Origin of the sequence: Marseilla massiliensis, assembly GCF_023336985.1 — a bacterium.
Taxonomy (GTDB): Bacteria; Bacteroidota; Bacteroidia; order Bacteroidales; family Bacteroidaceae; genus Prevotella; species Prevotella intestinigallinarum.
The window spans coordinates 1-13,671 of record NZ_JAMBLP010000031.1 but is presented as its reverse complement, the minus strand read 5'-3'; the positions used below and the strand labels follow the sequence as shown (position 1 = coordinate 13,671).

The window sequence follows — 13,671 nt, the reverse complement described above, 5'->3', positions numbered from 1 at the left end:
GGTGTCATGCGTGCGCGGCTATTGTCTTAACTCCTTAACTCCCTGTAACTCCTTAACTCCTAAAAAATACAAAGAAAGGAAACAACAATGAAAATCCTCGTTTTAAACTGTGGTTCATCATCCATAAAGTATGCCCTTTACAACATGGACGACAAGTCGGTGATGACATCAGGCGGAGCTGAGCGCGTAGGGCTCGAAGGTGCTTTCGTAAAGGTAAAGCTGCCCGGCGGAGAGAAGAAACAGATAATGCACGACATACCCGAGCACACCGAGGGCGTGAAGTTCATATTCAGCCTGCTCACCGACCCTGAGATAGGGGTGATAAAAGACCTCAAGGAAATTGATGCCGTGGGCCACCGCATGGTTCACGGAGGCGAGAAGTTCAACAAGAGCGTGCTACTGACGGAAGAGGTGCTCAAGACGTTTGAGGAGTGCAGCGACCTCGCTCCGCTACACAACCCGGCCAACCTCAAGGGCGTGCGCGCCGTGCAGGAGCTCATGCCGGGACTGCCGCAGGTGGGAGTGTTCGACACCGCCTTCCACCAGACCATGCCCGACTATGCCTACATGTACGCCATACCTTACGAACTGTATGAGAAGTACGGCATACGCCGCTACGGCTTCCACGGCACGAGCCACCGCTACGTGTCGCACCGCGTTTGCGACTTCCTCGGCGTGAAGCCCGAGGAGCAGCGCATCATCACCTGCCACATAGGCAACGGCGGCAGCGTGGCAGCAGTGAAGTTCGGCAAGTGCATGGACACGTCGATGGGCCTGACACCGCTCGAGGGCGTGATGATGGGCACCCGCAGCGGCGACATCGACGGAGGGGCTGTCTCGTTCATCGAGAAGAAGCTCGGACTCGACGCCGACGGCATCTCCAACCTGCTCAACAAGAAGAGCGGCGTCTACGGCATCACCGGCATATCGTCGGACATGCGCGAGATTGAGGCTGCCGAGAAAGCCGGCAACCCCAAGGCCATACTGGCACAGAACATGTACAACTACCGCATAAAGAAGTACATCGGAGCGTATGCTGCTGCCATGGGCGGCGTTGACATCATTGTGTTCACCGCAGGCGTGGGCGAAAACCAGACCGGCATGCGCGCCGGAGCCTGCGAGGGCCTGGAGTGGATGGGCGTGAAGCTCGACAAGGAGACAAACGAGAAGGTGCGCGGCGAAGAGGCTGTAATATCTGCCCCCGACTCGCGCGTCAAGGTCGTTGTCATACCCACCGACGAGGAACTGATGATTGCCACCGACACCATGAACCTGCTGTAAGGCGGCCATCGGCACAAAGCAGACGCGGCCCGGCGGAGAATGCTCCGCCGGGCCGCTGTGCCTGCAGCCGGGGGACAGGCCTACGGACAGGACTTACGGGCTCGCCCGGCGCACATACGCAGGCTGCAATCCATGCGCCCATCACCATCAGACACGGCGGCCCGCTCTGCGACCACGCCACCGATGGCCATGCACCATGCCGCACGGCGGAGGTTGCCGCCGCCAGACTATGACGCCACACGCCAACGGTCAACGGGCACGATGGCGGCACCGCCCTCGGGCGGAGCCAATGACGCCTGGGCCGTGCAACCATAGCGTGGCAGCCACCACCAGTCACCCGCTTGCGCCCCAAGGCCTGCTAACGCCCCGCCGGATGCGCCAAAACAAAACGTCAGGCCCGCATGGCAGCTGCCATGCGGGCCTGACGTTTGCCAGAGGCCGGGCCTGCGGCCTACTCCTCGTTGTCTTCTTCCTTCGGCAAACGGGCGTAGAGGTAAATCATGAGCCCGTAGAACACACAGAAACCTACGGCACCAATTATGCAGGAGGCCATGAACGACATGCCCAGAAACTTGTCGCAGACATACATGAGCAGTGCCATAAACAATATGGCTGCGGCCGAATCGACATACTTAGGTATCTTCAGCGCATTCTTGGACAAGAAAGAAAACAGCATGAAAGCCACAACCACGGCGGCCAGGGTCACGGTAAGCGTGAGCCCGGGATGGTATGTGCGCAACGCCCAAAGCGCCGCAACGCACGTGCCACAGGTGACAAGCATGTCCTTGGTTGTCTCCCTGTACTGCCCCATATTGTAAAACCAACCGAAAAGAAGCAGGCCCGATATGACCAGCCAAAGCAACAACGATATCCAAACTCCCATATTGCAAAATTATTGTTTCTAACATGCAGCCACAAACGGCGGGGGCCCGGCAAACACGCCCGCCCACAGCCGAGTGTAACTTTGGCCACGCAAAGATAGCACAAAAAGGGGTACCGGCAAAGCAAACCTGCATGTTTTTTCGTGCCACACGGCCATACCGGCCACTGCCGCGACCATGGCGAGCACATCAGCCGGGCCCGCTACCGCTTGCCATACGGCCCGTTTGGCAATGCTGAATGGGCCGAACCTGACGGTGGAAAGGGCCGTTTCATGTCCTGAAACGGCCCTTTTTGCTAACGCACTAAACATCAGTCGGTTACAAAGCGCCCTGCGGGCGTTGGCGTTTCACTGTGCCCCGGCCTCGCCGCCGCCCTGGGGCTGCAACCTGTGCCACGGCCTGTCGAGGCGCGAGTCTTTCTCCATGCACCAGCGCAACACGTCGGCCAGCATCACCGAGAGAAACAGCGCATGGAACACTATGGGCGTGAGCGGCATCCACGACTCGCCGTCGAGCCAGGCAAAACCGTAGAAGAAAAAGACCACCAACGCCACGTCGAACAGGCCCACGCGCAGTTCGCGCCTTGCCTCGGCACCGAGACGGCCGGCAACCAAAGCCAGCCGGAACAGCCCCACAAACATGGCTGCGCACAAGGCAGCATAGGCCAGGGCCACCGGGTCGGTGCGCGTGGCGGCCACATATACGGACGCCCCGGCCATAAGCACGGCCGCCACCACGAGTTGCACCACAAGCCACGTGTACCTGCGCCCTTCGCCCGGGGCCGCCATGCGCCACCGGCCACCGCTCCACCACAGCGAGAGCTCGTGGAGAGCCCACAATGCCGCCAGCAGCGGGAACACAGAGTAGTCGTTGAGCCCTATGGTAGCGCCCAGCCTGTCGGCATAGCACAGGAAACCGCCACCCACAAACAGCGCGAGCAACGCCTCCATCACACTGACCAGCATGTGCCGCTCGGGCTTTGTCAATGCCGGCACTGCCACCGAGGCCACGGCCCCGACGCCCACACACATCCAACCTGCGGCCTCGCCGCGGCCCACCATCCACAGCCCTGCCATGGCCACGCCAAGGGCCACAACGAACAGGACGCTGTCTAAAATCACTTTATTCATATTCCAAATGCTTTAATTTTGACATTATGTTTTCATTGCTTCAACCATGGTCACAGGCTGCGGCACCGGGGCCGCCCTCTGGCTGCGGCCATGCAGAGATGCCCGGAGCAAAGGCCGAGGGCGGCCTTCAGTCAATGGCCTCCATACACGGCCTGCCACAGGTTTGCGCCCGCATTGCCCACGATGACGCTGCCGGCAAGGCTGTTTTTCACGTCGTCGGGCAGGTTGCTCTCGCTTATCAGTCCCACGGTGGCCCGGGTGTATTCAAGGCGGCGGGCAGCCTCGATGGCGTCTAAACCGGTCATGTATTCCTCCAACACCCCGATTTCTGCATCGTCGACGGTTTTCAGGTTGCCCCTGAGCATTGTGCAATATTCTGCCGAACTTGCCGCATTGTTGAGCCGCCCCATGTTGTTTTTCAGGAATTGCAAGTCGGCATTGCCATACAGAAGGCCCGCCTGCACTTGCTGCTTGCCGGCAATGCCCAACTTGTTTGCGGCGTCTACCACGAGCCTCTCTATGTCGGCATAGTTGGCTGCCACTATTTTGTCGATGCCTATCGAGGCCAGCAGCTTGTTGTGGTAATAGCCCACGCTGTCTGTGGGGCCGGTGGCGCCCGTCTGGCTAACCCTCACTATGGTTGCCTTTTCATAGGGCTCGGCTGTCGGTGGCAGGGCCACATGCTTCGGTTGGGTCTTGTATATGGCGTAAGCGGAAGCCGCTGCGCCCACTATCACAGCCCCCCATGAGCCCAAGCGCCTGCCTATCTTTGCTCCGGCAATGTCGGCTTTGCCAACAATTTTCCAGCGCGAGGTGTTGCGGATCTCCATTGCCGGCGCTCTCTGAACCCACTCCTGGTTCATGTGGGCTATCCTTTCCTTGAGCTCCAACAGCTCTTTCTCCTTTTTCTGCTCCGCCTTGCGGTTTTCGGTTTTCGTTACGCTTGAATTCCCTGCATCGTCATTTGAGCACGATGCGGCAAACACAGTGGCAAGCACCACGGCCATTGATAGAAATAGCTTTTTCATCGTTTCTTTGGTTTTAGGAATGTCAATAACTCTGTTTACATATCTTTTTGTGCACTCAAAGATTCCGTTTCGGGGTCATGCAGACCGTGCCCCGCCCTGCCACCGGCACAGGTCGGTGTCGCGGTGGCGGCCATAGGGCGGTAGGTTGGCGCAAATGCCGCCGGGGCTACATATTGGAAATGCTTTTGTCTCATGACACTTTTGCTTTTTTGTTGCTGCTGCAAAAGTATCATTAACGGTGTGAAACAACAAGGAATCGGTTGCGCAAAAGCGTACGCAAAGGCGCGCGGCATTGCTCAAAAGTGTACGCAAAACGGCGTAATGCGCTCACAGAGAGCGTATTACGCCGTCCCAGTCGGCAGCCCCGCCGCTGGTTCCGAAAGCGCGCTTAAATAGCTTTGCTCGCGCCGAAGTGATGCCCGAACTGGTCTTCACGAGTATCTGCGCCATGGCCGAGGGGCTCATCTCAATCTTTACCAAAAGGCAAAGACGATAGTCGGCAGTGCTCATTTTGCAGAGTTCGGCCAGCTTTGAGTCGAATCCCGGGTAAACGGCGTTTACCGCCTCGGCCAGTTGCCGCCACTCATCTTCAGACAGCCGCTTGCGCCCGTTGGGCGAGTTGAGCCTCTGGCGGATAAGCGCGTAGATGGGCCGGGCCTCTATGCCGTCCCTGCGCCGTTGTGCCTCGGCCGTGTCGGCGGCCATCCCGCCCGCAGGCGCTGATACTTGTGGCGTACTTCCTTTTGGTGCATCTGTTGCCGCCGGTGTGACAAAAAGGCCCTGAACCCAACGAAGGTAACAAGCGCTATGGCCGACACTACATACAGCCATATCTCGGTGAAGTAGTCGAAACAGAGTTCTTTAAAAAAACTTTCGAGCTCGCGCCGCTCAGCCCAACGCCCGTTTGCCACGCCACCCACGCCGACAGCCGAGACAGAGGCGGCCAGCGAGTCGGCCAGTGCCACGCACCTTGCCGCGCAATCGGCGGCCTTGTGCCCGTCGCCACGGCCGCCATAGACAGCGGCCATGCGCCCGTAGGCCGCGCTGAGTGTGGCAGCGTCGCCCCCGGCGGCGGCCTCGCCGTAGCGCAGAAGGGCCATGTCGGCCCGACCCTCGGCCTCAAGCAGGAAGCCCTCGGCAAGCGCAAGCCTCGGCTTCAGCGCCGGTGTGGCAGCCGCCCTTGCCTGCAAGAGCAGCCGGCGCGCGGCGGCGGTGTCGCCCGAAGCCACACAGGCCTCGGCCAGTCGGCACCTTAGCGAAGCCGCAAGGCTGCCCCCATCATTGCCCGGGACAAGCCGCAAAGCCTCGCGGTAATGGTGGCACGCGCTGTCGGCCCGGCCACGGCTGTAGGCCACATCGCCCATGCCGCCAATGGCAGATGCGGCCACCAGGCGGTTTGCGCGGCCTACGGAGCTGGCCGACACGGCGCGGAACACAGAGTCGGCAGAGCCGACCATGCGGTTGCGCAGGTAGATGCGGCCTGCCATCAGTTGCGACCGCAGCATGAGCAATGTGTCGGCGCCATGGGCATTGACCATGGCGCTGGAAAGGTAATCCATTGCCACCGCGTCGTTGCCCATGGCATGGTAGACGGCGGCGGCAGTGTAATAGGCATCGTCAAGAAGCTCGAAGTCGAGCTCGTTTTCGTAGAAGTCAACGAGCGAAAGGGCCTCGCTGTCCGACTGTGGCACAAGGCCTGCGGCCAAGCCCGCCTTGAGCCTCACCATGGCGCAGTAAGCACTGTCGGCGCGGTTCAGCCCGGGCAGCACGCCACACAGCGAGTCGAGCCGGGCCACGGCCACCCCGGGGGAGGTTTCGGCAATGCTGTCAAGGCCGTCGAAAGCCCTGTTGTGGCGCTCGCCCGTGCAACCGGCAAGGGCCACGGCGGCAATTATTATTATGGCCAACAGGCTTTTCGTCATGTCATGCTCAAATCGATGGTGATGCTACATCCGAAAGGCAGGCCCCTCAAGGCTGCGACTCGCCCTCTACGTATTCCTCAAGGAAGAGGTGCTCGCCGTCGAACACGGCATAGGTGAACTGCGTTATCCAGTCGCCGAGTATCATCATCCGGGCCTTCTTGGTGAGCTGCAGGTCGAGCTCTATGTGGCGGTGGCCGTAGAGAAAGTAGTCGACATTGCTGTGGGTCTGTATGTATCGCTTTGTGAAGAGCACCAGATGCTCACGGTTTTCGCCCATGTAGGGCGGTTCGCCACCGTTCATGCGCTTCAGCCTGCTGTGCTTTGCCCACAGCATTCCGAAGGCCATGCCCCAGCGCGGATGCAGGGCCGAGAAGAGCACCTGGCAGAAACGGTTGTGGAACACGGCCCTGAGCAGCTTGAACTTGCGGTCGGGGTCGCCCAGCCCGTCGCCGTGGGCCAGCATGAACACCTTGCCGTAAATCTCGGTGGTGAGCGGCCGTTTGTGGAGTATCACGCCACACTCCGACTCCAGGTAGTTGTATGCCCAGATGTCGTGGTTGCCTGTGAAGTAATGAATCTCGACTCCCATGTCGGTCAGCTCGGACAGTTTGCCGAGGAAGCGCGTATAGCCCCGGGGCACCACACAGCGGTATTCATACCAGAAATCAAACATGTCGCCAAGCAGGTATATGGCGGCGGCCTTGGTCTTTATGCTGTCGAGGAAGCGCACCAGGCGCCGTTCGTGCATGCGGCCGTGGTCGATGGCGAGCGAGCCAAGATGTGCGTCGGAAAGGAAATACACGTTTTTCATACCGTCAGTTTTTAGGGTTCTTAGTGTAACAAGCATAGCATGGGGCCACTCGGTGCCCCGTCGCGCAAGTCGCGTGGCGGGGCGCTGAGGCCCGCAATCAGTCGAAGCCCAGTTCCACCCGGGCCTCTTCGGTCATCATGCTCTGGTCCCATACGGGCTCGAACACGAGGTTCACCGTTGCGTTGCGCACACCGTCGACGGAGTCGACCTTCTGCCTGACGTCTTCAAGTATGAAGTCGGCGGCCGGACACGATGGTGCCGTAAACGTCATGTCAATGTCGACATCGCCCGTTTCCTTGACATCGACCTTGTAAATGAGGCCTAAATCATATATGTTGACCGGTATCTCGGGGTCGTAGACCGTTCGCAACACGTCTACAATCCGCTCTTCTACTGCTGTTTTCTCTTCTTGTGTCATAATCATTCGAGTTTATGCCGCCCTATGGCTACGTTTGGCTGCGCCAAGGCCTGCTGCCGCGGCGCGTCGCATGCCCTGCACCGGCAAGCCGTGGTTTGCGCGGTGCGACAGTGGCCGCGCGCCCGTGCGTACATGGAGCAAGCGGCAACGATGCGGCACCGCACACTGGTTGCCTGGTGCCGCCCGGCTTATGCGCGGCCCATGCAAACGGGGGTTGCATGGGTTTGCCCTACGATTGCCGTGTGTGGCTTATCTATTTGCAAAGATAAAATAAATCGGAGAGAATACAAAAAAAACGGCCTTGTTTTTAAACCGGCACCCCCACCGGGGCGCCACCGGCAAAGCGACAGTGGCCGCAAGCATGGCCGGGCGAGGCATGTGGTACAACCGAAGCAAAAAAAGAAATGCCCACCGGGCCCGGCGGCAACCGCCCCGCTCGGTGGACATCACCCTTCATGCCAAGTAGCTGTTGGCAACCAACCGATAAGTAGCTGTTCAAAATCAACCGATACAATAGACCTTGCAGGTGCCATATATATCTTTGCCACCATCTTGTGTGCTCTCGGGCAGCATACCAATGTCTCATCCATAGCGTAGCCCGCTACGCTCTATCTTCGGACTTTTGCATGCGGCCCGAAAGAGCGCACAATTTGATGGCAATTAATTTTGAACACTTACTTATCAAACCATAATATATTGGCATCTTATCGTTACCGTCGCCTTGCACGCTCTTGCTAGTTGTTTCCCCGTGTCCAGGCGTTCGTGTAGCCAGCCATGCTCTCTCTTGGGGCTACACCAAACATTCTAGCAGCCGCGCACAATCTGATGGCAATTAATTTTGAACAACTACTTAAAAAATGAACTCATTTAAACTCTTCGGAAAAAGTTTAAATGAGTTCAATTATCAACAGCTACTTATCAAATAAATTACCTTATAACGACCTTCCGGGTTGTTCCGTCAGACATCTTGACTATGGTCAGGCCCTTGTGGGAGGCGTCAACTTTCTGGCCGTTGATGTTGTAACGGGCCACGGCCTTTGCACCTTCGGCACCGCTTTCGATGCTGCCTATCGAGGCTTCCTCGCCGCCCTTCACGGATATGACTATCTGCTCGTTGGTCTCACCGGCGGCATTCTTCACCACTCCGGCGGGTATTATCATGTAGTAAGTCTCGCCAGCCTTGGGAGCGAAAGTCATGGTGAAGCCGTCGTAGTCGGAGCCCCACACGCGGAGAGTGTTGCCACCGTTTTCCAAAGAGGCGTTCCATGCGTCGTCCGGGCGCACGGTCTGTCCGCCGATAAGGCTGCCCACGCGCATGTAAGCCTTTGGCGTAGGCTCGACGATTGTTACGGGTTCGGCAAACTCTACGTCAAACTTGAGTTCGGCATATTTGTCTGTAAACACGCTCCCGTCGGCCGGTGTTGTCGACTTGTAGGCCAGCACACCCTTCTCACCTTCGGTTATAGTGCTGAAATAGCTGCCCCATCCGGCTTCCCTGTATGCAGCCGCTGTGCCCTTGGGCACCTTCATCTCCGACGTGCCCACTGAGTAGAACGGGCTGTCGTAGTCGTCGTACACCTCGTCTATCACCGGTGGCACGGAGCCGAGGCAGGTAACGCTTGCAAGCTTGGTGGCGTTATGGAAAGCGTGGTTGTATATCATCTTCACGCCCGAAGGTATGGTGAGCGACGTCATTTGCTCGCATCCGGCAAAGGCTCCGTCGTAAACGTATGGCATGTTCTCGGGCAGTGTGACCTCGGTCAGCCTGGTTGCGGCAAACCCTTGCTCGCCTATGTATATCAGGCTGCTGGGGAAGTTGATGCTCTCAAGGGCCGACTGGCAGAAGGCGTAGCTGTCGATGGCAGCCAGGCCCTCGTGGAGTGTGACCTTCTTTACCTCGCTGCCCCAGAAGGCACCGCCCATGATGCCAACGCAACCGCTGTTGACGTCGACCTCGGCCAGCCCCTTCATCGGCACGGCATAAAGCAGTCTGTCGTCGGCCGAATACAATATGCCGCCCACGACATGGAAATTCTTGTTGCCCTCGTCAACGGCTATGCGCGACACTCCGCTATTGGCCACCAGGCCGGAGCCTATCGACTCTACCGATGCCGGGATGCTGAGCGATTCCAGTCCCTCGCACTCAAGGAACACCTCGTCGCCCAACTGCTTCAGCGAGGCGGGCAGATTGATAGATTTCATGGCTGTGCAGCCCCTGAAGGCGGCGTTGCCAATGTAAACCAGACCGGAGGGCAGGTTGACCGTTTCGAGGCTCGTGCAATGCATGAACACAGCACCGCTGATGCTGTCGACGCCCTCGGGGATGGTTATTGAGGTGATGGGGCACTTGTAGAATGCCGAATTGCCAATGCTCTTCAGACCGTTGTTAAGGGTTATCTTGGCAAGGCTGCCACAGGTGAAGAATGCGCTTGCACCCAAGGTCTCGACCGACTCGGGCAGCGTTATCTCCGACAGTCCGGTGGAACTGAAGGCATAATCGCCTATATACTTGAGCGACTTGGGCAGGTTTATACTGCCAAGGTAGCTCGACTTGAACGCACCATACTTTATGGAGTCGATTGTCTCGGGCAGTGTGACAAACACCGCGCTGCTGTACCAGAAAGCATTCTCGCCAATGGCTGTGACGGTATAGGTAACTCCGTCGTTGACAACTGTCTGAGGGATGTCGTAAGACGACTTGCCCGACTCTGCACCCGAAACCTCTACCCTGCCATCACCTGTTACAAGGTAGGTTAGTCCATCTTGCGTTGTAAAAGTCTTCTGGGCACCTGCAGACATACAAACCAGTGCCAAACATAAAAGTAACAATTTCCTCATATTTATCTAACTATGTCTAATTGGGGCCCGGATATAGCAATATTTCAAGGCGCGCGGCGCCGGTCCCTTTACACCGCCCGCATGATTTGGGCCACAAAATTAGGCAAATTCACGACCGATGCACACAATGATACACTATTTAACAATAGAATTAACCAAATGTTTTCCGTATTAAACCAAACATGTTCGATATGTAACTGCACAAGGAGAAAAGTATCACAATATTCAGACAAAAGAAAGAATCTGGCGCAAGTGCTGCAAAGCCGGGAAACCACTGCCGCATACTACTGCAGCCGGCAAGCGCTCACGGCAAAAATGGCGAAGACTCATGGCTGGCGGGAGGAAGCAACAAAAACACCAACCCTGAAAGCATTATTGCCGATTTGAGGTTAAGAAAACACCGTGGCCTGCCTTATTGCAAGCGGCAGTGCCCCTGCCGCCCCGTAGGGTTCTGCCCAACTTTATGCGTAACCTGTCTATGCCTCGGGCAGAAATCGTATGGGTTTCTTTATCGGAATTGACAGAAAAGCATTACCTTTGCGCCGACAACAAGCAGCTTTCTGCACAAAAACATAACACAAATGGGCATAAACGAACTATACGGAATTTACACCGAACACCCAACGATAACCACCGACAGCCGCAACTGTCCGGCAGGGTCTATATTCTTCGCCCTCAAAGGGGAGTCGTTTGACGGCAACCGGTTTGCCGCGGCCGCGCTCGATAAGGGTTGCGCATACGCCGTGGTAGACAATCCGGATGTGGCGACTGACAAGAGATACATACTGGTGGACGACTGCCTGGCCACATTCCAGGCGTTGGCACGCGAGCACCGACGCCAATTTGACATACCGGTGATAGGCATCACGGGCACCAACGGCAAGACAACAACCAAGGAACTGGTAGCCGCAGTGCTCTCTGAAAAATACCGGGTGCACTGCACACAGGGCAACTTCAACAACGACATCGGGGTGCCAAAGACTCTTTTCGGCCTGAAACCCGAACACCAGATTGCCGTGGTGGAGATGGGGGCGAGCCACCCAGGCGACATCAAGCGGCTTGTGGAAACGGCAGAACCCACCTGCGGCATCATAACCAATGTGGGCAAGGCCCACCTGATGGGCTTCGGCTCGTTCGAAGGGGTGATAAGGACAAAAGGCGAACTATACGACTACCTGCGCCAACGTGAAGGCAGCAAGGTGTTCATAAACGCCGGCGACGAACATCTGGCGGGCATTTCCACAGGACTCGACCTCGTGCGCTACGGACTGACAGGCACCGAGGGGCTGGCCGTTGAAGGGCGTGTGACCGACTGCTCGCCGATGCTGCACTTTGAATGGCGGGCCGGCGGAGGCAAGTGGCACACGGTGCAGACACAGCTCATTGGCAGCTACAACGTGCTCAACATGCTCGCTGCAGCCTGCATTGGCGTATCCTTCGGCGTGGACGAAGACTGCATAAGCCATGCGCTCGCTGCATACAAGCCAAGCAACAACCGCTCGCAACTTGAGGTGACACCCCACAACAAACTGATTGTTGACACCTACAACGCCAACCCAACAAGCATGGCGGCCGCCCTGAGAAACTTCCGCGAGATGAACGTAAGCCCCAAGATGGCAATACTCGGCTCTATGAGCGAACTGGGGGATGCATCGGCCGAAGAGCACCAGAAAGTGGCCGACGCGCTCGATAGATGCGGCATTGGCACCGTATGGCTGGTGGGCGATGAGTTCGGACACACCGAATGCCCATACCGCAAATTTGCAACTGTAGACGATGTGAAAGCTGAAATCAGGCGCAATCGCCCAGAAGGGCAATACATATTAATTAAGGGCAGCCACAGCCAGCGGCTCTACGAGCTGCCCGAACTGCTGTAAAAGTAAACAAGGATATGAACGAAGAACAACTGAAACGATATGCACGCCACATCGTGCTGCCGGGCATAGGCTCGGAAGGCCAGGAAAAACTGCTGGCCGCCAAAGCCCTGGTAATCGGGGCTGGCGGGCTGGGATCACCCGTGGCCCTGTATCTCGCTGCTGCAGGGGTTGGCCGGATTGGCATAGCTGATGCCGACACGGTGAGCGTGAGCAACCTGCAACGACAGGTAATTCACACCACGGCAGACGAAGGAAGGCCGAAGGTGGAGAGCGCACGGGAGAAGATGAAAGCCATCAACCCCGGAGTTACCGTCGACACATATTGCACAATGATAGACGACAAAAGTGCTCCGGAGATTATCTCCGGCTATGATTTCATCATCGACGCAACCGACAATTTCAAGACGAAGTTCCTTATCAACGATGTATGCGTGGCTTTAGGCAAACCGTTCTCTTACGGTGGGGTGCTGCGCTTTGGAGGACAAACCCTAACGCACCTGCCATCGACGCCATGCCTGAGGTGCCTCTATGTAGACGAACCGCCCGAAGGCACCGTTCCACGCAACGAGGATGCGGGCGTACTCGGGTCGGTGGTGGGCATTCTCGGCACCATACAGGCCACCGAAGCCATAAAATATTTTACCGGCGCCGGTTCTCTGCTCACAGGCAGGCTGCTGTCGTTTGACGCCCTGGCAATGGAATTCAGGACACTGAGCATATCCGCCAACCCATCTTGTCGGGCATGCGCACATAAGTGAACTGACTCTGACCGACTCTGACACTCACTGCATTGGCAGTGATGTCAACGTTTTAAAGAACAGGCACCATGCGGTGCCTGTTCTTTCATTTATGCCCCATAATTTGCAAACCCACCGGGAATGCGTCATGGTTTTATCCAAATGGATGCACAGCACATGCAACTGTTTACACAACCCAAGCCGCCGTCGACACGAACACCCTACGGTTTGCGCGCCGCAGGACAAGGCAAACGCCCCAACACGCATTGGTATCAGCCACTCATTCTGCCGTAATGAAATATATGTGGCGGCCGGCACTTTCATTGAAACATAATGCTTTGCACGCATCCGCCATCTGCAACCGAAAAATGATTCATTCCTACCGCCACGCAGATTGGCCCGCGCCTATGGCATTGGCTTATCTGGCTACGACAATACAAAGCGACCGACAAGCAGACGGAAGCGCATTATTTAAATGCCTAATACTACATTGGGAGGTATAACGTAAGATTTGTGGTTATACCATATTTGTAACAATGCACCCATGATATGGCACGAAAACAAACCTATGATTGAGTACGTGCCCGCCAAACACAGCCTGCATTGAACACTGCAGTAAAGCTTGTGCATGGTGCCAACAGACTCTCACAACACCATTCATTACTAAATCTTTGATGCAAACATGGTCACTCAGGGGGCTACGTAACGCAAAGCAAGCTCACAGTCATGCCTCACCATACACTTATAC

The 13,671-nt window shown here is 57.0% G+C and carries 12 protein-coding genes; 4 read left to right on the top strand and 8 right to left on the bottom strand.

Features of this window, described 5'->3' with window-relative positions; genetic code table 11:
* Positions 1 to 87 precede the first annotated feature (87 nt).
* Positions 88 to 1,281: an acetate kinase gene (locus tag M3089_RS14280; protein WP_249084816.1), complete on the top strand. Its 1,194-nt coding sequence runs from the start codon at positions 88 to 90 to the stop codon at positions 1,279 to 1,281.
* Positions 1,282 to 1,732: 451 nt separating this feature from the next.
* On the opposite strand, the gene M3089_RS14275 is transcribed toward M3089_RS14280, so the two are convergent.
* The 8 genes from M3089_RS14275 to M3089_RS14240 all read right to left on the bottom strand — a co-directional run bounded on the left by M3089_RS14275 (position 1,733) and on the right by M3089_RS14240 (position 10,285).
* Positions 1,733 to 2,164, bottom strand: coding sequence for a hypothetical protein (locus M3089_RS14275; RefSeq protein WP_249084814.1), 432 nt, complete (start codon positions 2,162 to 2,164; stop codon positions 1,733 to 1,735).
* A 345-nt stretch (positions 2,165 to 2,509) separates the two neighbouring features.
* Entirely contained in the window at positions 2,510 to 3,292 is a 783-nt protein-coding gene (locus M3089_RS14270) for a hypothetical protein (RefSeq protein WP_249084812.1), read from the bottom strand.
* Between the two features lie 131 nt (positions 3,293 to 3,423).
* Positions 3,424 to 4,320: a hypothetical protein gene (locus tag M3089_RS14265; protein ID WP_249084811.1), complete on the bottom strand. Its 897-nt coding sequence runs from the start codon at positions 4,318 to 4,320 to the stop codon at positions 3,424 to 3,426.
* 327 nt (positions 4,321 to 4,647) lie between these two features.
* Positions 4,648 to 5,025, bottom strand: a complete 378-nt coding sequence (locus M3089_RS14260) for a hypothetical protein (protein ID WP_249084809.1) — start codon at positions 5,023 to 5,025, stop codon at positions 4,648 to 4,650.
* The gene (locus M3089_RS14255; protein WP_249084807.1) at positions 4,980 to 6,242 is read right to left on the bottom strand and encodes a tetratricopeptide repeat protein; all 1,263 of its coding nucleotides are present in this window, start codon (positions 6,240 to 6,242) and stop codon (positions 4,980 to 4,982) included. Before M3089_RS14255 ends, M3089_RS14260 begins: the two co-directional genes overlap by 46 nt.
* Before the next feature lie 46 nt (positions 6,243 to 6,288).
* Positions 6,289 to 7,053: a UDP-2,3-diacylglucosamine diphosphatase gene (locus M3089_RS14250; protein WP_249084806.1), complete on the bottom strand. Its 765-nt coding sequence runs from the start codon at positions 7,051 to 7,053 to the stop codon at positions 6,289 to 6,291.
* A gap of 97 nt (positions 7,054 to 7,150) precedes the next feature.
* Positions 7,151 to 7,471 (bottom strand): metal-sulfur cluster assembly factor, encoded by a 321-nt coding sequence (locus tag M3089_RS14245; protein WP_249084804.1) that lies wholly within the window; start codon positions 7,469 to 7,471, stop codon positions 7,151 to 7,153.
* A 927-nt stretch (positions 7,472 to 8,398) separates the two neighbouring features.
* The gene (locus M3089_RS14240; RefSeq protein ID WP_249084802.1) at positions 8,399 to 10,285 is read right to left on the bottom strand and encodes a leucine-rich repeat domain-containing protein; all 1,887 of its coding nucleotides are present in this window, start codon (positions 10,283 to 10,285) and stop codon (positions 8,399 to 8,401) included.
* A gap of 183 nt (positions 10,286 to 10,468) precedes the next feature.
* Between M3089_RS14240 and M3089_RS14235 the strand changes: the two genes are divergently transcribed.
* The 3 genes from M3089_RS14235 (at position 10,469) to M3089_RS14225 (ending at position 12,944) form a co-directional block, all read left to right on the top strand.
* The gene (locus tag M3089_RS14235; protein ID WP_249084800.1) at positions 10,469 to 10,696 is read left to right on the top strand and encodes a hypothetical protein; all 228 of its coding nucleotides are present in this window, start codon (positions 10,469 to 10,471) and stop codon (positions 10,694 to 10,696) included.
* Positions 10,697 to 10,890: 194 nt separating this feature from the next.
* The gene (locus M3089_RS14230; RefSeq protein ID WP_249084799.1) at positions 10,891 to 12,186 is read left to right on the top strand and encodes a UDP-N-acetylmuramoyl-tripeptide--D-alanyl-D-alanine ligase; all 1,296 of its coding nucleotides are present in this window, start codon (positions 10,891 to 10,893) and stop codon (positions 12,184 to 12,186) included.
* A 14-nt stretch (positions 12,187 to 12,200) separates the two neighbouring features.
* Positions 12,201 to 12,944 (top strand): HesA/MoeB/ThiF family protein, encoded by a 744-nt coding sequence (locus tag M3089_RS14225; RefSeq protein WP_249084797.1) that lies wholly within the window; start codon positions 12,201 to 12,203, stop codon positions 12,942 to 12,944.
* Positions 12,945 to 13,671 lie beyond the last annotated feature (727 nt).

Bases quoted from the DNA above. Each gene is read 5' to 3' on its own strand.
- M3089_RS14280 (WP_249084816.1), top strand. From the start codon at position 88: ATGAAAATCCTCGTTTTAAACTGTGGTTCATCATCCATAAAGTATGCC.
- M3089_RS14275 (WP_249084814.1), bottom strand. From the start codon at position 2,164: ATGGGAGTTTGGATATCGTTGTTGCTTTGGCTGGTCATATCGGGCCTG.
- M3089_RS14270 (WP_249084812.1), bottom strand. From the start codon at position 3,292: ATGAATAAAGTGATTTTAGACAGCGTCCTGTTCGTTGTGGCCCTTGGC.
- M3089_RS14265 (WP_249084811.1), bottom strand. From the start codon at position 4,320: ATGAAAAAGCTATTTCTATCAATGGCCGTGGTGCTTGCCACTGTGTTT.
- M3089_RS14260 (WP_249084809.1), bottom strand. From the start codon at position 5,025: ATGGCCGCCGACACGGCCGAGGCACAACGGCGCAGGGACGGCATAGAG.
- M3089_RS14255 (WP_249084807.1), bottom strand. From the start codon at position 6,242: ATGACGAAAAGCCTGTTGGCCATAATAATAATTGCCGCCGTGGCCCTT.
- M3089_RS14250 (WP_249084806.1), bottom strand. From the start codon at position 7,053: ATGAAAAACGTGTATTTCCTTTCCGACGCACATCTTGGCTCGCTCGCC.
- M3089_RS14245 (WP_249084804.1), bottom strand. From the start codon at position 7,471: ATGACACAAGAAGAGAAAACAGCAGTAGAAGAGCGGATTGTAGACGTG.
- M3089_RS14235 (WP_249084800.1), top strand. From the start codon at position 10,469: ATGTTTTCCGTATTAAACCAAACATGTTCGATATGTAACTGCACAAGG.
- M3089_RS14230 (WP_249084799.1), top strand. From the start codon at position 10,891: ATGGGCATAAACGAACTATACGGAATTTACACCGAACACCCAACGATA.
- M3089_RS14225 (WP_249084797.1), top strand. From the start codon at position 12,201: ATGAACGAAGAACAACTGAAACGATATGCACGCCACATCGTGCTGCCG.